Raw genomic sequence first — 20,643 nt, 5'->3', positions numbered from 1 at the left:
CCACTGACCACTGACCAGTAACGTGAATCTTGTCTAGATTGGGCGTTTAAATATATTCATGAGCATTTCGACTTCCATACTGAGTGATTTACTCAAGTCACTTCCCTATCTGCGACCCCAGTTATATTTTAAGGCTTCACTAACGGCGCTCTCCCATGCCATAGAAGATCAGGTTTTGGCAGCTAATTTAGACCAACCCTTGATCATTGCTAGTTTCCAGAAAGAGCGATTCTATCGTCAAGAAGCCCATCGTTATCAACGACTTGGGGAAAAAAGTAATCAAATATATGTATTATCTGCACCAGAGACCGAGTTTGCTCAAGCTGCTGATGACTATGAAAAAATAGCTTTTGAGCCTGATGATGGGTTAACTCAAGAATGGCATTTAGTAGTAGTTGCTGATAACTATTCTAGCTGTTTGATCTGCCGTGAAAGTCTTGGTTCTCTGTCCAAAAATCAACATATCCCAGAGATGACTCCTAGTTTGGATATGGATACAGCGCGAAGATTTGAGGGAATTTGGACATCGGAAAAAGGAGCGTGTCTAAAGGCTGCCCAATTGTTATTAGATAGAATTAAGGTTTATCGGCCGGATTTAGCGGTAAAGGTTGATAAAGTTAAGCAGCGGTTTGGAATTGGTGAATTAATAAACAAGTCAGGAGTTAATTCTAGCCATGAATATGCTTGTGATATTGATACAGATCCCTTTGTGCAAAGGTTGGTAACATATCTGCAAGCTAGTCAGTATAAACTACATAAAGCTTACCGTTCAATTGCGGCTCAAGCTCGGAAAGAAAGGTTAGTAAATTCCATTAGTACAGCAATTAGGCGATCGCTTGATCCACGGGAAATTCTCGAAGCTGCGGCTCAAGAGTTGGGTCAACACTTACAAACCTGTCGGTGTCTAATTTATCGAGCTCAATCCACAGATGGTAAAGCCGTAATTGAACATGAATTTTTAAATTCTGATGTCACATCTGTACTGGGGCAAAGTTGGGAGTTACAACATAATCCTCTATTTCAGCAGATAGTAAAGCGGGGGGAGGGAGTATGTGTAGTTGATACGCAAACAGATAGTCAAGTCAAGAAATCACCGACTTTATCCAAAATTGTCCGGCGCTTTGGGGTGCGTTCTTGGTTAATAGAACCTGTATTATATCAAGGACGACTTTTGGGAATTGTGGAGTTACATCATTGCTATTTTCCTGCCCATGAGTGGCAATCAGGGGAAGTAGACTTAGTACAAGCCATAGCGACTCAAATTGGTGCAGCGTTGATTCAAGCGGAATCTTTTGCCAATTTAGAAGAACTCAACCAACAACTAGAAGCTTTAGACCGAACCCGGAGAAATTTAATTGCTATTACTGGCCATGAACTTCGCACCCCTCTATCTACCATTCAAGTTTGTTTAGAAAGCTTGGCAACAGAACCAGATATGCCTCGGGAATTGCAACAAGTGATGTTGAATACAGCACTTTCTGATTCAGAAAGAATGCGGAAACTGGTACAAGACTTTTTAACCCTTTCTAACTTAGAAAGTGGCCGAGTAGAATGGCATCCTGAATCATTAACCATCCAAGAATGTGTAGATTTAGCACTGAGTCGCTTACGGACGCGCTCTAACCAAGAACAGCTACCGCAAATTAAAATCCAAATTCCCCAAAACTTACCTTTAGTGAGGGCTGATGGTGATTGGTTGGTGGAAGTATTAGCCAAACTTATAGATAATGCTTGTAAATTTACTCCGGTTTCAGGGAAGATTACTATTAAAGCCATTAGCAGTGTTCAGGAGACTCTAGAAGTCATCATATCGGATACAGGGAGGGGAATTGAACCAAATTGTCTAGAAATCGTTTTTGACCGCTTTTACCAGGAGGAAGGGGCATTGCGGCGGACGACAGGTGGAACTGGATTGGGTTTAGCAATTTGTCGGCAAATTGTCAATGGCTGGGGCGGAAAAATTTGGGCTCAGTCCGCAGGTAAAGACCAAGGTAGTCACTTACATTTTACAATTCCCATTGTCCAGGGTAGCTAGGGAAGAGGTAAGAGGCAAATAAGTTATCCACTGAATTAATTGCTAATTACTAAAAACTGTTACAGTCTATAACGCGATCGCAACATAAGTCGAGATCCGATGTTAGTATGCCCTAAAAACCTACAAGAGATAGATTATGGCAACTCTGACTGGCAAAACCCCAATCTTTGGTGGCAGCACTGGTGGTCTACTCACAAAAGCCGAAGTAGAAGAAAAGTACGCTATCACCTGGACTAGCCCCAAAGAGCAAGTGTTTGAAATGCCCACTGGTGGCGCGGCTAAGATGGTTAAAGGCGAAAACCTACTTTACATTGCTCGCAAAGAGTACGGTATTGCTTTAGGCGCGCAACTTCGCAAGTTCAAAATCACCGATTACAAGGTTTACCGCATTTTACCAAGTGGCGAAACCACTATGATTCACCCTGCTGATGGTGTCTTCCCTGAAAAGGTAAATGCTGGACGTTCTATGGTTCGTCACGTACCCCGCAGAATCGGTCAAAACCCCAATCCCGCACAAATCAAGTTCAGCGGTAAAGCTACTCACGATGTTTAATCGTGAGTAGGTGATAGGTAATGGGTAATGGGGAGAAAACTTTGCCCCCTTACCCATGACAAAAAACTTGTTGGCGAATTTTTAATTGTTAATTTCTAATTATTTATTTATGATATTCCCCGATTTCGAGCAGTTTCAGAAGCTTACTAGCCAAGGTAATTTTGTCCCCTTGTATCAGGAATGGATAGCCGACTTAGATACGCCTGTATCTGCTTGGTATAAAGTATGTGCGGATCAACCTTATAGCTTTTTGCTGGAATCGGTGGAAGGTGGGGAAAAGTTAGGACGTTATAGTTTATTGGGTTGTGATCCTTTGTGGATTTTGGAAGCAAGGGGTGATCAAACTACGCAAATACATCGAGATGGTTCTCAACAAGTTTTTATAGGTGATCCGTTTGCAGTTTTATCTGAATGTTTAGCACCTTATCAACCAGTAAAATTACCGGAGCTACCTTCAGGAATTGGCGGTTTATTTGGGTTTTGGGGTTATGAATTAATAAATTGGATTGAGCAGCGTGTACCAATTCATGCCCAAGATGAGCGAAATATCCCTGATGGATTATGGATGCAGGTCGATCAGTTATTGATTTTTGACCAGGTAAAACGGAAAATTTGGGCGATCGCCTACGCAGATTTACGTAATTCAATTGATGTAAAGGTAGCATATCAAGAGGCGAGCGATCGCATTCAGGAAATGGTCAGAAAGCTATCTTTACCTCTATCACCTGAAAAGACCAAATTATCCTGGACAGCACCTAGAAACAGGGGTAAAGGGGGAATAGAGGAATATAGCAGTAACTTTACCCGCCCAGAATTTTGCGCTAGTGTGGAAAAAGCGAAAGCATATATTAAAGCTGGTGATATTTTTCAAGTAGTCATTTCTCAACGCTTATCCACAGAATATACAGGTGATCCCTTTGCTTTGTATCGTTCTTTACGTCAAATCAATCCCTCACCTTACATGGCCTATTTTAACTTCCAGAACTGGCAAATTATCGGTTCTAGTCCCGAAATCATGGTGAAAGCTGAACGCGATGATCAAGGAGAAATTATCGCTACAGTGCGACCCATTGCGGGAACTCGACCTAGAGGGAAGAATAGCCAAGAAGATGCGACCTTTGCGGAAGATTTACTTCAAGACCCCAAGGAAATCGCCGAACACGTGATGTTAATAGATTTAGGACGCAATGATTTAGGGCGGGTATGCAGCAGCGGTAGTGTGAAAGTTGATGAATTAATGATCATTGAACGCTACTCTCATGTGATGCACATTGTCAGTAATGTGGTGGGTAAGTTAGCACCTGGTAAAACCGCCTGGGATTTACTTAAAGCGTGTTTTCCTGCGGGAACTGTCAGCGGTGCGCCCAAAATCCGCGCTATGGAAATTATTAATCAGTTAGAACCGAGTCGCAGAGGTGTATATTCTGGTGTATATGGCTATTATGATTTTGAAGGACAATTGAATACTGCGATCGCTATTAGAACTATGGTATTACATAATCAGACTGTAACTGTCCAAGCGGGTGCGGGTTTGGTAGCTGACTCAGAACCGGAAAGGGAATATGAGGAAACTCTGAATAAAGCGAGGGGGATGTTGGAAGCCATTCGTTGTTTACGATGAGTTTATTGTTTAATCATTTTTTCTCTCGCGGAGACACCGAGAGCAGTTCCTAATTCGTCTTGTCCAGTTTTGTCGTGCTTATACAACGAGGATAGTTCTTCCTCGTCGGTATCTAGCATACCAGATTTTTCGATGCTTGTCAATACTTCTTACTCTTAAACCGTGAAACTATTTTCTTGATTAATTGAGGTTAGAGGGAAAGAATTAAATTAAGAACGTTTAATTCATGGGAATTTAACAGGTACTTTTCTGTAAAAACTTTATTTCTGATTTCTTGTAAACTATAACTTCTAAACACAACAAATGGAAATTCTTGATAATTATGACCTATTGGTAAAATGTTTCCCACAGGATATAATAAGCGAACATAGGTAGATAAAATATCTTTAAAACGTTGATCTTCTGGTTCTTGAGTTTCGTTTTCAAAATATTCTTTCATCACTTTACCACTAATAAACGCAAATAATGGTAAAGCATAATATTGATCATGATGTTGACTTTTCTGAACGAAATTCTGAGTTTTTGGAGGTGCATTTCTCAATCTTGCTACTAATTCTATAGCATCTCTCACTGCATAAGTCAAACTTTCGGGATAAATCTTACTTCTACTAATATTTTGCAAATTTTCCCATAATTGAGAATTAGCATATTTCTCAATATCTAATAACCGCATTTGATAATACTCTTCAATGTCTTTAGTAGGTACTATTAATAAACCTCCACTAATATAACCTAATTCCAAAGGTTTAAAATCTAGTAATTTATCAAAAGTTTTTGCAAGTTCTAAAAAGTTGTTATTAAAACTTTCCCTAATAGTTAAATAACTTGCTTCTGTATTTTTTTCTACTACAAAATCACCATCTTTCATTAATGATTCTAAACTGGTATATGCTTGTTTTAAAGATACATGACTTTTATTTCTTTGATATTCCTTTTTCAGTTGAGAAATGAGATTTTCAATTTGACTAGAAAAACTTTCTCCCGCAGCAAAAACCGACTTTCCCCCAATAGGAATTAAAATATATTCTTTTCTTCCAATCATACCATAACCTTGGATTCTCGTCATCATAGATGCTTTGAGAATTAAGAGAATATTTAATAAACTTAAAGCACTTTCTTGTACAGAAATTTGCGGTTCATCTTCATGATAAGTTGCACGTTCAGCTAAATAGAAATTTAGATATTTATCTTGATTGTCTATGATATCATTTCCCCGTCCTCGGTACATAACTTGAATAATTTCCATGAGGTTTTTTTCAATTTCAAACTTAGGAATTTCTACTAAAATGTGGGTTGCTTTAGGAAATGATAAACCACGACTTCCTGAAGCAGTCATAAATACAACTTTGACTTTTTCTTGATATTGTTTAATTTCCTGTTTTTCTTGTTCAGAAATATTCGCGTGTATTTCTAAATAATGGGTATTTTTAACAAAGTTCTCTGGTTTTAATTTTTGTTGAATTTTATCAATTATTTCCGCTAATTTGGGTTTATTTTGGATGTAAACTATAATTTGTTCTATTTCAGAATTTCGGAATAAAGTTTCAATATCTTTAATAATTTGTTCTTTGACTTTTTCCTCTAACGGAGATTTATCTTTGAGTTTGGTTTTATTGATAAATTTACGAGATTCAATAATGATTTGATAATTGATAGTTAAACTTTTTGCAGGATAGGTATTAGTATTAATGATGATAGATGGTAAATTATTAAATGTAAAAGACTCCACAGATAAAGGTTGAATATTTGACTCTGTTTTGCGAAAAAAGATTTTATTTGGTTCGGGGGTACTGTCTTCTAAATGTTGACAAATCACATTTTTATCCACAATAGAAGCATCAGCAACAATGATTTTAGTATTGAAACCATTTTCAGGATGTGTGAGTTTATAGTCTTTAACTATTTTGTGAATGCCTGCTAAAAATTCTACTCCTCCTTCATCCCCAGTAATTTCATCTATCATAATAAATAGATGTTTCATCCGACGAGAAATATTCTGCATTTTCTCAGGAAAAACCGTATTATTTTTACTGTTATATGCGTCACGAAAGATTTTTTCTAAATGTTTTAAAGTATCTCCATAGTCGGTTTTTTTCAAGGACTGAGTAGAAGCAGTTGCAATAATTTGATTATGTTTTTCACTCTTAATTAGATAATATAAACCTTCACAAACACTATTTAAAACTCCTTTAGTTTTTTGTCCAATATCTTGAAAGGTATCATCGGTAATATGTTCTAGTCTATTTTTTCGTTTTGAGGTTCTTTGAATATTTTCCATGTTGAGAAAATGAACTGTCCCTAAAGTAAAATCATTTTCGTGGATATTAGATGTATATGATACAGAATATTCACCAGAATTATCTTTAATCAAATTACTATCACTGTTAATAGCAAAAATTCTATCATCAGCTAATTTTCCTGTGTGTTTATCTTTGAATTTTTCAATAATATCTAAATTGACTTGTTTCCGAGGACTGACATAGAATAATAAAAAACCATCATCTTGATGTTGTTTGAGAAAATCTACTATTGCGGTGGTTTTTCCAATTCCTGGGTTTCCTGTGAGGAAGATGTAGGTATTTTCGGAAAGTAAATACTTTTTAATTAGTTGGTTATGTGCTTGTCTAAAGTTGCAATTTTCGGTTAAATTTAAACTAGTAATTAGTTCTGGAGGTACCTTAGCAACGGAGTTATAAAAATCTGTGATTGTTTCTGTATGTGGTGGTAAAATGTTAATTTTATCGGGAGTAATTTCTAAAAGTGATTTAACTAGTTGTCTTCCTTCCTGAAAACTATAGAAAGCGTTACGTTTAATTTTATCTAAAACTCGACGACGTGCGGAAATAAGTTCTTCTGTTCTATTTTCTTTTGTATAGATTTGATAACAAGTTTGAAAAATTTGCAGGTTTTGTGCTGTAATTGAGATAGTATTAAATGAGCGATCGCTATATCCTACAGCATTACATACTAATCTGGATATATCTGGAATTATCGTATTTTCTTGAAGAAATTGACAAAAACTATAAATATAACCAGCAGCTTGAATTAATTTCGCACTTTCTTTATCATGGTATTTAAAAGCAGTAAAATACTCTTTTAAACTGGGAGAAAAATCAAGATTTAAAGATTCTGTATCAATGCGTAAATTAGAAAATACACTTTTAAAACGAATATAATTCACATCTCTGAGTAATAATTCTCGAATAATTTGCACATAGTCAATATCTTCCATATCTTCATCTGTGTGAATAGAAAATACTGATAAGTCAAGACATAAAACCCGATATTGACGTTTATATTTTAAGAAAACTAAAGTATCAGCATTTAGAAATTCACCTTTTTCTTTATAGAAATTGATATCCTTAGCAGTAATTTCTAAATTTCCAAATTGAGACAGAACATTTTTAAACCATTGTTGATCACTAACTTGATGAGTACCAATACTATTATCACCATTAAAGCAACATTGATAATATAAAATTTCTAAATTTTTGAATTTCTGCTTTTCATCACATCCCAGAGATTTCAGATATTCCCTAAAAAAGTTTAAACCACATAAAAACCCTTTTTGGAGGAAAAATTGACACCAATTTTCTGCTATTTTTCGTGATATTTCATTAACAACTTTATTAGTAATAAGTTTTTTGATTTGAGAAAATTTCAGATGTTCTAATTCTTCACGGTATAAATTACCAAAATGATGATAAATATTATTTTGTTGAATATAGGATAAAATACCAATATTAAATCCTACTTCAAATAACCTTCCTAAATTATCTCCTATTTTTGCTGTCATGATTTTACCTTTGGTCAATAATTGTGTACATTACGCTTTTTTATTCATTTGGTTTATTTAATATTTCCTTAATGTGAGTTAAAAATGCCAGGGAGTTAAAATTTCCTCTATTACTAGTATGGGAAAATAACGCAGCTTGACTTACTGATTCATCCCCAATTAAATTTTGATAAGGATCTAATTTTAATTGAATAGTACCTGATTTTTCATAGCGAGAAAAATGAAATAAAGTTAAACATTGCAAAATTTCATTTTTTAATTGATTATTATTATCGTCATCATAGATTAATCCCTTTCTGATATCTTCATCATCTAAAATCCCATCATACATATTTAATAATGTCGCATAAGACATCACTCCATGATAATTTACATCATTCGCAACTTGTAAACCATTAAACAAATTAAAAAATATCACAGATTGTTTATTTCTATCCTCTTCTAAACTAGTCAGTTCTAGGGTATCTTGAATATATAATGATGTAGATGTTACCTTACTTTTCATTTTCACAACATAGTATTTTTCAAAAAACATGGGATAAATTTTAATATCAGGTTTGTCTTTTATGAATGCGGTAATCACATTTTTGGACATGAAAAATAATTCTTCATCTTTGACAGTTTGGGTAATATGTAATGTACTGCTATAGGGAACTTTTGCTATATAAACAAAATGTCTGTACCCTTTTTGATAAAGTTTGTTGACATTATCAACTATTACGGTAGGATATTCAAACATATTTTCATGATCATTAAAATTTTCTGAAAAGGTTTTAAAAAGTTGAAATCTTACACTTTTAGCTTCCATTTGTAAGGTAAGAATTTCTCCCATTAAATTAGATTTTTTCTCTTTTATTCCCCATTTACTATCACTTTCTCGACTGGAAACTATGATAATTGCAAGTTTATCTAGTTCCTTAAATGAACAGTTATCAGTTGAAGAGAAAATGAATTTTTTGGGAATAACTGAATATAATGAACTGAGAACATTAGGAATTTTAAAGTTAATTTGCTTTTGACTATCAGTAATTACTATTCCCTGTTCATTACTGCGATATCCATCATTAAATAAGTGGGATAATACCTTAGTTAAGGAAACTATAAATTTCTCAATAATCACATTTTCATCTGTTTTTTGTTTGAGATGTATTCTTAACAAAGGAATAAATATCTTAGTTTGTTTTTCTAAAATGACATGAAGACAAATATACGCTAGTAAACTGTAGGTAATTTTGTAAATTATTTGTTGATGATTTTCTAGTTTTTCAGTTTCCAAACGATGGGGAAAAATTAGTAGTTTACGATGTTGTAAGTTTTTGTTATAAAAATCTTGACATCTTTTATCTTGCATCCCTAAAAATATCGCTGGTAAAACTTTCACAGATCGAGGAATATCATATTCCATTGTGAATGTTTCTTTATCTTCTGTTTCTAAAAAATGAAGTTCACTAATATTGATATTTGCGCGAAGTGTAATAAGTAAGTTGGCTTGTGTGGTTGCATTTCCTACATTGATATATTTTAAACAGTCTTTAAAGTTTTTTCTCAATGCTTCTTTAAATATTGTTTCTCTGTCATTGATCCTATCAATGTCATTTTCTAAAATACTGTTTTTTACGGAAATATGTACAGGATAGTTTCCACTGGGAAATGAAGTTTCTCGTTTAATTAAATTCCTGAGAACTTTTTTGAGAACATCAATTTTATGTTGAATTTTATAATCATTAAATCCTTTACGCAAATTTATTAATAATTTCTTTTTTGCTTCTTCATCATTACCTTGTAAAGTTGATAAGATAATATTTACTTTTGCTAAAGGATCATATTCTAATTCTTTTCGAGGATCATAATCTACTGCGGTAGGATCTTGACGAGATGCAAATATGAAATAATATAAAAATGCAATCTTCAGGACTTGATACGCAAAACCGCTGTTTTCTGATTCATTCCCAACTGCTTGTTGATGTTCTTTAGGATTTAAAAGATTCAGGTTATAATCAAAAACTGTTCTACCACCATAAGTTTGTACTTTACCATCAAATTTCAACTTTAACCCAAAGGTAAATTCTATTTTCTCTTTACCAGGATCTTCTGTTTCTCCTAAAAAACCTTCAATCTTGGGAATAATTGGTAATATATCATACGCTTCACTGCGAGAAAACATACTTTGATAATTAACTGATTTTCCTGCATAATTAACTTCATATTCTCCATCTGCTTTATTACTATCGTTAATATAGTCTTCTAATAAGTACAGTCTTCTAATTAAATCCTGTAAATATATCTTACCTTTAAAGTTGTCATCACTAGCATTTTCATCAATATTTTCTAGGAGAAATTCTAAATATTTAATTTTAGCTAATTTTTTTAATTTCCCTAATGTTTCTTGGTTGACTAGATTTTGTACACTGTAAATATCTGAGTTGGGATTTTTGGCTAAGTTGTCAATAATATCTTCTAGTTCTTCTCTATCTTGTGAATTTATATCAGCAAAGTTGACATCAAGATAATTATTGATTCCTGTTAATAATGTTGCAGAAAAATCACGAGGTTTATCTACAGAAATTTTGACTTTATGTGCTTTTAATAGTTGTTTATTTGGACTATTTTCGGTTCTCTTGACTGTTAATCTTTGTTTTTGGAGATTTTTCGCAGGAAGAAATGGATAGGTAAAGTTTAAAAGGGTTTCTTTGGTTTTTTCATGTTTATTATATTGTCCTTTAAATGTCTGTAAATCTGTTAGTAATTGTTGAATAAATTGAAATCTATTTATTAATTGATTTGCTGGATTTTTCTGAATTGCTGCTGTTAGATGTTGCTGAATATAATCAGTAATTTCTTTAATTCTCTCAATAAATAAATCTTGGGAATTGGCACTAAAATTCAGAGTAGCAGCGCGTACTGCTCTTTCGTTTCCTAATGGATTAGTTGGGTTTAATTTAATTACTTCATTAACTACTTGATTAACATCAATTAGTAACCGTTGATTATCCTCAGAAATGGTAAAGATTTGCTGTTCTTTTAACACTTTTAAAATCTTGTCCAATAAATCAGTATAATCAACATTAGCTAAGTCTGAATTTGTGATGATTCTATTCATTTATGCCCCCTGGTTTCGCCATCAAAATTACACTTATTAAATTATAAACCTTTAAGTCTTGTCAAGTCAATACATAATACCAAGAAAAATCCCCGACTTCGGTGAGAGGTCGGGTATCTGTTACACCAAAGCTGCTACCTTCCCCAACAAACCCTGAAATAAGCGTAAACCGTCGCTATTACCTAAGACTTGATCTGCTGCTCTTTCTGGATGTGGCATCATTCCTAATACATTACCTTGAAGATTGCAAATCCCCGCAATATTGTTAAGTGAACCGTTGGGATTTTCTTGATAACGAAATAAAACTTGCCCGTTGGTTTCAATTTCTGCTAAAGTGGTTTCGTCACTGTAAAATCGCCCCTCTCCGTGGGCAATGGGTAAAGTTATCACTTCTCCTTGCGTATAACCATGAGTCCAAGGTAAATTATTACGCTCTACCTTCAGGGGAGAGCGATCGCAAATGAAGTGCAGGTCTTGATTTCTCGTCAATGCCCCAGGTAACAAACCAGACTCAGTTAATATTTGAAACCCGTTACAAATACCGATGACAAATTTACCTTGTTGTGCATGAGCAATCACTTGCTGCATAACTGGAGAGAAGCGAGCAATCGCACCACAACGTAAATAATCACCGTAACTAAAGCCACCAGGAACAATTACCACATCTACATCAGTAATGTCTGTTTCTTGGTGCCAAATCATACGAGTTGGTTGCCCTAGCAATTCTCTGGTAACATAGGCGACATCACGATCACAATTAGAACCTGGAAAAACTAAAATACCGAATTTCATAATTAGTCAGTGGTCAGTAGTGAAATAATTAGTGAAATAATTACCAAATTAAAATTTCAAAATGCTCCCGTTTGTGATTCGACTTCAATCAAATCAAAGCGATAATTTTCAATCACGGGATTTGATAGCATTTCGTAACAAATTTGATTTAAGTCTCGACGCGCTTTCATTTCATCTGGTGCGACAATAATTAACTCAATGTATTTACCAATTCTCACCTGTTCCACATTATCATATCCCATTTGTGTGAGGCCAGATTGTACAGCCACACCGGCGGGATCTAATACTGAATTTCTCAGTGTAACAAAAATTTTAGCTAAATATTTTCTTTGCATGAGGCCTTTGCTAAAAGCTGCGATCACTATACTATAACTTTTATGTTGCAACTGAGTGAAAATATAATTAGGATTTAGCAATGTAGGGGTAATTCATCAATTACCCCTACTATAGATACAAATTTATAAATACCCATGAGAAACATTCGCACCCGTAGTCAAGAAAGGATTTTAAACCTGTTAAAAAATATTAAACACAGCATTTCCGCTCAGGATATTTACGTAGAATTACGTAACGATCATCAAAGTATAGGTTTAGCAACCGTTTACCGTTCCCTAGAAGCTCTGAAACTAGAAGGCTTAGTACAGGCGCGAACTTTGGCAAATGGTGAAGCCATTTATAGCTTAGTACAACAGGATAAACATTACCTAACTTGCTTACAATGCGGTATTTCCATACCCATTCATCAATGTCCTGTCCACGAACTAGAAAGACAATTGCAAACCAGTCATCAATTTAAAGTTTTTTATCACACCCTAGAGTTTTTTGGACTGTGTAACAAATGTCAAGGAAAAACTTGACTAAGTAAGTTGGCATGAAAAAACCAAACTGTGTAAAGGAATGTAAAATAGATTTATTTGGATACCATAACTTACATTACATATTCTGAATTTAGCTATAAACATCCGTAGATAATGATATACCTAAGGAGGAATTAACTTGATTTAAGCTTTATATTATCAAGCACTACAAATATTTCAGGTTAAGAACTGACAAAACCCAGACTCAAATACAAATCTGGGGTAATTTTGTTCAAAATGAGAATAATAACTGAATGTGTTGTAAAATTAGATTTGTTATGAAATCATGGTGGATTTGTCTTAGTCATCTATAGCTGAAAAGTAAATTCAGCCAAGATAGCTATGGAGATGGTTGTGGAAAAACAAAAGTTAGATACAAATAAATGATACTATGAAAGTAGGCGATCGCGTGCGTGTTAAAGAATCAGTAGTGGTTTATCATCATCCTGAACATAAAGGTCAGTCCGTTGATATCCGGGGTACAGAAGGGGAAGTAGCCGCCATTGTCACCCAATGGAATGGGAGACCTGTCAGTGCTAACTTCCCAATTTTGGTGCAGTTTAGTAAAAAATTCAAAGCTCATTTACGCGATGCTGAACTAGAAATTATCTAAGTCACCAATTAGCGGCGACAAAACCAGGCCATAATATCTAGTTCGCCGCGCATCTTAGCTAAGTCTTGACGGTTTTGGTTTGCGGTTAGATAATACCATTCACAATGCTTTTTAAAGTCAGAACGGGTATTAACTTCATAATAAAATTCCCGCGCTGTTTGATGAACAGCAAATATTTCCTCAACTTCGGGTTGAGGGGAGGGAAAAATGTGTGGTAATTCTTTACTCATAAGGTAATGGGGGATAGGTAATTATTAAATCCAGCCGCGTAGCCAATAAATAAAAATACCCAGATACTCTTTGAAAGCAACTGTAAATTCGTGCAAATTATCAGTATCTGGTAATAATTTGAGAATAGCAGATTTGGGTGTGCTAGTAAATTCTTGTAAATCATCTTGACTAACAAGAAAGTCCGTGGGTGTGGGAATGACATCAATACCTTGACGGTGAAAAATTTTCAAAGCTCGTGGAGTGTGCATTGCAGAGGTTATTAATAATACCTTTTTAATCTGACGCTCTGCTAATATTTTACGGACATTAACCGCATTTTGATATGTATTCAGAGAATCTGGCTCTTGGATAATTACCTCAGAGGGGACACCAATAGATGTAAGAATAGTTGCCATATCTGCTGATTCTGGAGAACCACTACCACGCCAGTCAATACGACCCGCGCTGAGGATAATTATAGGGGCTTTTTTCTGAAAATAGAGTTGAGCAGCATAAATAATGCGATCGCCAGCTTCACTTAAATCTACCGTTGGACGCGGCCAAGTTGCTGATTTAGTTCCTCCACCCAAGACCAATATAGCTTCAGCCTTGGGAACTTGGGAGGAGGGGATATTTTGCCATTCTAGACTGCGTACCATGTATTTTGCCACCCAAGCATTACCGCAGAGCAGTAAGATAGCTAAAGATAGAGAAATGGCTATAGTCGCAATGCGGGGACGTTTCCGCAAAGTCACCAAAGCTACAATTAAACTCACACTAGCTAATCCCAAAGGGTAAAAAAATAGTGGTAATAGTTTAGACAAATATAAAAACATATTTACTCTCTTGGTTTCATTATAGCGGAAACTTAGTGATCAATTAGTATCCTAACCCGCCTGGGAATGAATTCCCAGTCTAATAGTTCAAGTCCACTAAAGTGGACTAAAAGCGTTTTCCAGTCGTCTTGAGACGACTCTTGTTATGAGACTGCTATATAAAACCTAAACAAAACCAGACTTTACTTTCTACTTCAACAGGAGTGTTTGGGATGTGTCCCACCCTTAGGGAAGCTACAGTAGACTTACACGCTGTAGCCAAACGCGATAGGTTAATTTCTGTATTTATAGCTACAGCCATTTCAAAACCACAGTTTTCACCGTGATAAGTTTTTTCAGATCAAGAAAGATGTTCTTTTTTGTGTCCACAATGAGAACAGGTTTTACTTGATGGATAAAATATATCAGCGATTATGATTTTACAACAGTTTCCCATAAATTCTTCTTTGTATACAAGGAAATATTAAGAACAGGAATCACAGTTTTAGTGATGGTTTTATGTGGTTTACGTTTCTTCATATAGTTAAATTTATTGATCACAATCTAATTACTTAATAGCTTGCATAGCACCAGATACTATATCTGTCAAAACTGTTATTAAGACTAATCTATTGTTAAATAGAGATAATCTTTATTGTCATAAATATATCTGGTAATCTTAGCATTTTTCAAGATTTTTTTGTGGGGTGAGGGGTCATACCCCCCATAGTAAATCATTTATAGGTAATAGAATCTAGTAAAAAGCAATTGATAGTAGTAGATAGCAATCGAAATTTGTTAAGTGTGTAAATATGGAGACAATGATTAGATATGAAACAAGTTTTATCAAAAAAATCAAGTTTAAAATTTATGGTCATTGATGATCACGAATCAGTTTTAAATGGAACAGTTGAAATACTACGAAAAAACTATCCTAGTGCTGAACTTAATATTGCTACAAATGCTAGTCATGCTTTAGAGGAAATTGCTATTTTTCAACCTGATTTGCTAGTTATGGATCTTTCCATACCTGAAAAATTAGAAATGACAGCGCGAGTTGATACAGGTATTCAATTTCTGAAAGTTTTGATGGAAAATTATTCTCATCTAAATCTTGTTGTTCAAAGCGCTCACGTGAAAACACTAGTGCGTATTCGTCCTTATATTGATAATCATCAAGGAGGCTTTACTGTCGCTGATAAAAGTCTTTCTACCGCAGAAATGTTAACTAGAGTTGATTGGGCATTACAGGGATTAACTCACACAAAAGATATTAAAGGAATACACTCAGGGTTAGAGATAAAACCAGAGTGGTTGCAAGTGCTGAATTTAGCTTTTGAACAAGGATTACAAGATAAAGTAATTGCTAAAAATATGTGTATATCTGAACGTATGGTACGCCATTATTGGAGTAAGTTACAAGACGCTTTAAGCATTTACCCAGAAGAAGGTAAAAACATCCGTATTCAAACAGAAATCAAAGCTAGAGCGGAAGGATTAATTGATTAACTAATAAATAAAGTTAGTAAAATTAATCAGGTGTTTTCCATAATTAAGTTATTAATACTGGAAGATCAGCTTATGCAAACCCAAATGTTTAAAAAATTCCCAAAAAAACTTTGTTTTGTTTCTGGAGGAAAGTTAGCAGGAATTATCATTACTATTTTTAGTTTAGAGTTCATTAGCTATTTTTTTTTAATTTGGGATTCCTCAGGTTCTCTGATTTCAGCAATGTTTATTCTAGTTATAAATTGCATTATGCTTATAGCTTTATCTTATTACAACAAAGCGTTGAAGTCCATAGTTAAAGTTCGTCAAAATCTAATTGAACTAAAAATAGAAACTATTCATAATGGACCATTACAAAGTTTAGCTAAAGTTTTAAAAATAGTCAAAGGTCAAGATTTACCAGTTAATAAATTACTACCTTTAATAGAAACAGAACTTGAAGAATTAAATCAAGAATTACGAGGAATGTATGAATTTTGGCAACAAGAAAGTCTTACCCAGGATACCAGCCTTTATCTAGGAAATAATCTAGTCATAGATTTGCGAAACCCTTTACATGAAATTCTCTATCAAGTTTATAGCTACACCTTAGATAGAGATTTTCCCTGCTTTAAAACCCTGAAACTAAAAATGCACAATTTTGAACCTATCCATGACAGTAATTTAAGTATTCAAAATAAGCGAGGACTTTGCCGATTTTTAGAAGAAGCCTTGTGTAATGTTGGTAAACACGCCACAGAAATCACCTGTTTACAAGTTAGTTATTCTGTATCTCAAGGACGTTACACCCTCAGCATTATGGATAATGGTTTAGGAACTTATTCATCAAGAGAAGGTTGGGGAACAAAACAATTTAAAAAATTAGCACAACAACTTAAAGGTAAATTTAGACGGGTTTCTCTTTATCCTCAAGGTACTCTTTGTGAGTTATCTTGGCCTTTACCAAGTTCTTTTTGGTGGCAATAAACATTGCTAAAATTAGAAAAATTAGAAAATATTGATGTTTTGATTTTTCCAATAGCTAACCTTGCCAATACTGTGCCAAGATAGATAATTAAGAACTATATTGAGCAAAAGGAAAGCTAAAAAACGCCGTGCAAATTACATTCTTAGGGACGAGTTCTGGTGTACCTACAAAATCACGCAATGTTTCTAGCGTGGCGCTGAGGTTGCCACAACGGGCAGAATTGTGGTTATTTGACTGTGGAGAGGGAACTCAGCATCAAATTTTGCGAAGTGAGTTAAAAATTAGCCAACTATCCCGGATTTTCGTCACCCATATGCACGGTGATCATATTTTTGGCTTAATGGGATTACTTGCTAGTTGCGGTTTAGCCGGTAATGTGGATAAAATTGATATCTATGGTCCATCGGGCTTAAACGAGTATTTGCAAGCTGCTTCCCGTTACTCCCACACTCACTTTTCTTACCCCATTAAAGTGCATACTGTTCAACCAGGGGTAATTTATGAGGATGAGGAATTTACTGTTACTTGTGGTCTTTTACATCACCGTATCCCCGCCTTTGGCTACCGGGTAGCAGAAAAAGATAGAACCGGACGCTTTGATATAGACAAAGCCAAGGCCTTAGAAATTCCTTCTGGTCCAATATATGGTAAACTTAAACGCGGTGAAACAGTTACACTAGAGGACGGAAGAGTAATTAATGGTAGTGAACTATGTGGACCCATAGAAATTGGACGAAAAATTGCCTATTGTACAGATACAGTTTATTGTGAGGGTGCAGTGCAACTAGCTATTGATGCAGATGTATTAATTCACGAAGCTACCTTTGCCCATCAAGATTCAGACATGGCATTTCAAAGACTACATTCTACAACTACAATGGCTGCACAAACAGCTTATGGTGCGGGAGTTCATAAACTAATTATGACTCATTTTAGTCCGCGTTATGCTCCAGGAAATAGCATTGAATTAAAAGACTTACTAAAAGAAGCAAGGGCGATTTTTCCTAAAACAATTATGGCTCATGATTTTATGGTTTATGATGTCCCTCGTAGACGAGAAATTGATTTAAATGTCAGTGAATAATTTCCCTATTATTCAATAATTTTCAATTATCCCTAATTTTTCCTAGACTAATTATGAGCAATATTCCCCAAATTGGACAACCTGCACCGGATTTTTCTACCCCAGACCAAAATAATCATCTAGTCAATCTTGCTGATATAAATCAGTGGATAGTTCTCTATTTTTATCCTAAAGATAATACACCGGGCTGCACCACCGAAGCACAAGACTTTACAGAATTATCCTCTAAATTTACCGCAGCGGGGGCAAAAATCATCGGTGTTAGTCCAGATTCTGCCGCATCTCATTGTAAATTTATAGACAAACACAATTTATCAATTACCCTATTAACTGATCCTGAACATCAATTAATAGAAGCTTATGGTGCATGGCGTTTAAAGAAGTTTATGGGTAAAGAATATATGGGAGTTGCCCGTTCAACTTTCCTAATTTCACCTGATAAAATTATCGCTTACGTTTGGCCTAATGTCAAAACAAAAGGTCATGCTGAATCTGTACTCAAAAAAATTAAGGAATTAGCAGCTATTTAAAGTTTTATGGTCTGATTCGTCGGATTTTGTTGATATAGCTGTGATTTCTCACCGTTAGACATTTGATTTTCCAAATGTTAATTAATTTAAACTTTACTTTACTGAATTATGTTAATGAAATAATATAACCATTCCCACCTTATACAATAGGAATATCAATTATATTCTTTGTATTATGGTTCAATTCATCCAAGCGCGAAATATAGGCATTGCCTATTTAGAAGCAAGGTTTAGTCTAGAACAAAGCGACAATGCCGCATTTTTTCCTGAATGGTGGGAAAATTTACCAGAAATCTCTGATTTAGAAAAACAATATCTAGACAAAGTAAAATTGCATTTTCTCCGATTAGTGAAATATCCTCCTTTATCGGAAGAAACAGTAAAGTTAGTAGTTTTATCTCCCTTACTCAGTTTAGCTGGATTTTATGATGAACCTTTCCTGATTAGAAGTGAATCATCAATAGAAATTGCGGTCGAAAATGAAGACGAAGTTATCAGAGGTAAAATTGATGTTTTAGTTATCCAACAACAATTATGGTTATTGGTAATTGAATCTAAAAGAACTGCTTTTTCTCTTGCAGAAGCCATACCCCAAGCACTTACTTATATGCTGGCTAATCCTGATCCTGATTATCCTGTATATTCATTAGTAATCAATGGAGAAGATTTTCAATTTATCAAACTTATGCAAAAAGATCAAGCTAGATATGCTTTATCAGACAAATTCACTTTGTATCGTCGAGAAAACGAACTTTATCAAGTTTTCCAAATCTTAAAAAAACTAGGTCAAATTTTGAATTAACTGTGAATTAATTATGTCCAGTCGTCCTATCTACCTCGATTGTCATGCTACTACCCCGGTTGATGAACGGGTAATGGCTGCTATGATTCCCTACTTTACAGAAAAGTTTGGAAATGCGGCTAGTATTAGCCATATTTACGGTTGGGAATCAGAAGCTGCTGTTAAACAAACACGGGAAATTTTAGCAGCAGCAATTAACGCAACTCCAGAGGAAATTGTTTTTACCAGTGGTGCAACGGAAGCGAATAATTTAGCTATTAAGGGTATTGCTGAAGCTTATTTCCAAAAAGGTCAACATATTGTAACTATTGCCACGGAACATAAAGCCGTTTTAGATCCTTGTGAATATTTAAAAAATCTGGGTTTTAATCTCACCGTTTTACCAGTAGAAAAAGATGGATTAATTGACTTAAATCAGTTAGAAAAAGCTTTGCGTGATGATACAATTTTAGTATCTGTAATGGCTGCCAATAATGAGATTGGGGTTTTACAACCAATCGCTGAAATTGGGGAAATGTGTCGTCAACGGCAAATTATTTTGCACACAGACGCAGCCCAAGCTATTGGTAAAATACCTTTAGATGTGGAAGAAATGAATATTGATTTAATGTCTCTCACAGCCCATAAAGTTTATGGACCAAAGGGAATTGGGGCTTTATATGTTCGCAGACGTAACCCAAGAGTTAAACTTGCTTCTCAACAACATGGGGGAGGACATGAAAGAGGAATGCGTTCGGGGACTTTATATACACCGCAAATTGTCGGTTTTGGTCAAGCTGTAGAAATTGCAATAGCCGAACAGGAAACAGAAAATCAACGATTAATAGAATTAAGAGAAAGATTGTGGAAACAGTTATCTAATGTCGGAGGAATTTACTTAAATGGACATCCTCAAAAACGATTAGCAGGAAACTTAAATATTAGTGTTGAAGGTGTAGATGGTGCTGCACTTTCTTTAGGTTTACAATCAATAGTAGCTGTATCTTCTGGTTCTGCTTGTTCTTCTAATAATGTTGCCCCTTCCTATGTTTTGAAGGCCCTGGGACATTCAGATAAGTTAGCTTATGCTTCGGTGCGATTTGGGATTGGCAGATTTAATACAGTTGAGGAAATTGATCAAGTTGCCCAACAGGTAATTTCTACTGTGCAAGGTTTAAGAAGTGCGTCAGTTGTTAGTTGTTAGAAGCAATTATTTTTTGAATTTAGTTGTTGGGAAAGGGGGGTTAATAAATTTTTGATTTGTGTTTTAATTTGTGGAAAAGATTCTGGTCTGGGTTAACTGGAATTTTTTCCATATTCATTTATTTTCCTTAATTTTCAGGAATGGGGAAATAAATTCCCCTGTTCTCCTATATCTTG

The 20,643-nt window shown here is 34.8% G+C and carries 18 protein-coding genes; 11 read left to right on the top strand and 7 right to left on the bottom strand.

Annotated features, from left to right (window positions below):
- Positions 1-58 precede the first annotated feature (58 nt).
- From H6F62_RS05535 to trpE, 3 genes are all read left to right on the top strand, one after another.
- Positions 59-2,035 (top strand): DICT sensory domain-containing protein, encoded by a 1,977-nt coding sequence (locus tag H6F62_RS05535; protein WP_137907938.1) that lies wholly within the window; start codon positions 59-61, stop codon positions 2,033-2,035.
- 133 nt (positions 2,036-2,168) lie between these two features.
- On the top strand, positions 2,169-2,588 hold the full coding sequence (locus H6F62_RS05530; RefSeq protein ID WP_137907939.1) for a photosystem I reaction center subunit II PsaD: 420 nt from the start codon (positions 2,169-2,171) through the stop codon (positions 2,586-2,588).
- Between the two features lie 109 nt (positions 2,589-2,697).
- Positions 2,698-4,209 (top strand): anthranilate synthase component I, encoded by a 1,512-nt coding sequence (gene trpE, locus H6F62_RS05525; protein WP_190371527.1) that lies wholly within the window; start codon positions 2,698-2,700, stop codon positions 4,207-4,209.
- A 2-nt stretch (positions 4,210-4,211) separates the two neighbouring features.
- On the opposite strand, the gene H6F62_RS05520 is transcribed toward trpE, so the two are convergent.
- From H6F62_RS05520 to purS, 5 genes are all read right to left on the bottom strand, one after another.
- Positions 4,212-4,352 carry a hypothetical protein gene (locus H6F62_RS05520; RefSeq protein ID WP_190371526.1) on the bottom strand — a complete coding sequence of 47 codons (141 nt, stop codon included), beginning with the start codon at positions 4,350-4,352 and terminating at the stop codon, positions 4,212-4,214.
- Positions 4,353-4,399: 47 nt separating this feature from the next.
- Entirely contained in the window at positions 4,400-8,005 is a 3,606-nt protein-coding gene (locus H6F62_RS05515) for a helicase-related protein (protein WP_190371525.1), read from the bottom strand.
- 40 nt (positions 8,006-8,045) lie between these two features.
- A complete protein-coding gene (locus H6F62_RS05510; protein WP_137907942.1) occupies positions 8,046-11,105 on the bottom strand; it encodes a hypothetical protein in 3,060 nt (1,019 codons plus the stop codon).
- A 120-nt stretch (positions 11,106-11,225) separates the two neighbouring features.
- Entirely contained in the window at positions 11,226-11,897 is a 672-nt protein-coding gene (gene purQ, locus H6F62_RS05505) for a phosphoribosylformylglycinamidine synthase subunit PurQ (RefSeq protein ID WP_137907943.1), read from the bottom strand.
- 56 nt (positions 11,898-11,953) lie between these two features.
- Positions 11,954-12,232 carry a phosphoribosylformylglycinamidine synthase subunit PurS gene (gene purS / locus H6F62_RS05500; RefSeq protein WP_028083786.1) on the bottom strand — a complete coding sequence of 93 codons (279 nt, stop codon included), beginning with the start codon at positions 12,230-12,232 and terminating at the stop codon, positions 11,954-11,956.
- A 135-nt stretch (positions 12,233-12,367) separates the two neighbouring features.
- Between purS and H6F62_RS05495 the strand changes: the two genes are divergently transcribed.
- A complete protein-coding gene (locus tag H6F62_RS05495) occupies positions 12,368-12,754 on the top strand; it encodes a Fur family transcriptional regulator (RefSeq protein WP_137907944.1) in 387 nt (128 codons plus the stop codon).
- Positions 12,755-13,145: 391 nt separating this feature from the next.
- Positions 13,146-13,367 carry a ferredoxin-thioredoxin reductase variable chain gene (locus H6F62_RS05490; protein WP_137907945.1) on the top strand — a complete coding sequence of 74 codons (222 nt, stop codon included), beginning with the start codon at positions 13,146-13,148 and terminating at the stop codon, positions 13,365-13,367.
- Between the two features lie 8 nt (positions 13,368-13,375).
- On the opposite strand, the gene H6F62_RS05485 is transcribed toward H6F62_RS05490, so the two are convergent.
- Positions 13,376-13,597: a hypothetical protein gene (locus tag H6F62_RS05485; protein WP_190371524.1), complete on the bottom strand. Its 222-nt coding sequence runs from the start codon at positions 13,595-13,597 to the stop codon at positions 13,376-13,378.
- 24 nt (positions 13,598-13,621) lie between these two features.
- Complete coding sequence (locus H6F62_RS05480; protein WP_190371523.1) at positions 13,622-14,413, bottom strand: YdcF family protein; 792 nt, start codon at positions 14,411-14,413, stop codon at positions 13,622-13,624.
- 810 nt (positions 14,414-15,223) lie between these two features.
- Between H6F62_RS05480 and H6F62_RS05475 the strand changes: the two genes are divergently transcribed.
- The 6 genes from H6F62_RS05475 to H6F62_RS05450 all read left to right on the top strand — a co-directional run bounded on the left by H6F62_RS05475 (position 15,224) and on the right by H6F62_RS05450 (position 20,467).
- Positions 15,224-15,901 (top strand): response regulator transcription factor, encoded by a 678-nt coding sequence (locus tag H6F62_RS05475; protein WP_137907948.1) that lies wholly within the window; start codon positions 15,224-15,226, stop codon positions 15,899-15,901.
- A 249-nt stretch (positions 15,902-16,150) separates the two neighbouring features.
- On the top strand, positions 16,151-16,867 hold the full coding sequence (locus tag H6F62_RS05470) for a sensor histidine kinase (RefSeq protein ID WP_137907949.1): 717 nt from the start codon (positions 16,151-16,153) through the stop codon (positions 16,865-16,867).
- 128 nt (positions 16,868-16,995) lie between these two features.
- Entirely contained in the window at positions 16,996-17,952 is a 957-nt protein-coding gene (locus tag H6F62_RS05465) for a ribonuclease Z (protein WP_137907950.1), read from the top strand.
- Positions 17,953-18,005: 53 nt separating this feature from the next.
- Positions 18,006-18,482, top strand: coding sequence for a thioredoxin-dependent thiol peroxidase (gene bcp, locus H6F62_RS05460; protein ID WP_137907951.1), 477 nt, complete (start codon positions 18,006-18,008; stop codon positions 18,480-18,482).
- A gap of 175 nt (positions 18,483-18,657) precedes the next feature.
- Complete coding sequence (locus H6F62_RS05455; RefSeq protein ID WP_137907952.1) at positions 18,658-19,284, top strand: restriction endonuclease subunit R; 627 nt, start codon at positions 18,658-18,660, stop codon at positions 19,282-19,284.
- A 13-nt stretch (positions 19,285-19,297) separates the two neighbouring features.
- Positions 19,298-20,467, top strand: coding sequence for an IscS subfamily cysteine desulfurase (locus tag H6F62_RS05450; protein ID WP_137907953.1), 1,170 nt, complete (start codon positions 19,298-19,300; stop codon positions 20,465-20,467).
- Positions 20,468-20,643: the final 176 nt, after the last annotated feature.

The sequence above is a fragment of the Anabaena sp. FACHB-1391 genome (assembly GCF_014696755.1).
Taxonomy (GTDB): Bacteria; Cyanobacteriota; Cyanobacteriia; order Cyanobacteriales; family Nostocaceae; genus Dolichospermum; species Dolichospermum planctonicum.
The sequence above is the reverse complement of the archived record's forward strand: the minus strand, read 5'-3'. Positions and strand labels throughout refer to the sequence as shown.